Raw genomic sequence first — 983 nt, 5'->3', positions numbered from 1 at the left:
CAAGGTCTCAATCAGTTGGTATCGGGGTATTTGGACTTTGCCGAGAGGCAGGCCCAACGTCAGATTGTCATGACCATGGCAGATTGGATCCAGCACGTGGATCGGATTCTACTGGCAACGGGTGAGGATCTCCTGACCCATGCAGGAACTATATCCCGCGAGCAGATGACAGAAAAAGTCAGTCAAGAGTACCGAAAATATAAAGCCAAGACCCTCAGTCAAGTCGAAAAAGACTACCTAGCCCACATCAAACACCTAGAAAAAACAGCTCAAGAGGGAGAGAAAAAATGACCAAAATAGAAGAAATGATAGCTGAACTCTGCTCTAATGGCTCAAACAGTCAGGGGAGTGACTGTTTGAGGTGGGAAATATGGCAAATTCATAACTTTGCCTCCTTGCAACGACAAAGTGGGCGTATGAAAGGATGCTAGTATGAACTATATCGAAAAGATGCTACAAGATTACTGTCCAAATGGAGTTGAGTGGAAAGAGTTGGGGGAGGTTTGTGAATTAAAGAATGGTTATACGCCTTCAAAAGCTAAGAAAGAATTTTGGGAAAATGGAACTGTACCATGGTTTCGACTGGAAGACATTAGGAAAAATGGTCGTGTTCTTTCTGATTCAATACAACATGTTACTGATGGTGCTGTTAAAAACAGAAAAGTATTTCCAGCCAACTCTCTTATTGTTTCGACAACTGCAACGATTGGAGAGGTTGCTCTCATAACAGTTCCATTTTTATGCAATCAACAGATTACTGCGGTCATCCCTAAGAATTTACATAGAGAGAAGTTGGATATTAAATTTTTATTTTATTATTTGCAAGTCCTTAGTGATGATATGAAAAAAGGGATAAGTGAGGGAAGTTTTCCAATAATTTCTTTATCAAAGATGAGAACTTTTCAAATCCCCCTCCCACCCCTAAAAATTCAAAAAGAAATTGTTGCTCTACTTGACAAATTCACGGAATATGTTACAGAATT

2 protein-coding genes are annotated in these 983 nt (G+C 39.9%); both read left to right on the top strand.

Annotation, left to right across the window (positions count from 1 at the left end):
- A partial coding sequence (rhuM, locus tag NOL38_RS10390) for a RhuM family protein (protein ID WP_277942087.1) occupies positions 1-291 on the top strand: 291 nt, incomplete at its 5' end.
- A 141-nt stretch (positions 292-432) separates the two neighbouring features.
- A partial coding sequence (locus NOL38_RS10385; RefSeq protein ID WP_277942086.1) for a restriction endonuclease subunit S occupies positions 433-983 on the top strand: 551 nt, incomplete at its 3' end.

The organism is Streptococcus suis (assembly GCF_029616525.1).
Taxonomy (GTDB): Bacteria; Bacillota; Bacilli; order Lactobacillales; family Streptococcaceae; genus Streptococcus; species Streptococcus suis_AF.
The sequence above is the reverse complement of the archived record's forward strand: the minus strand, read 5'-3'. Positions and strand labels throughout refer to the sequence as shown.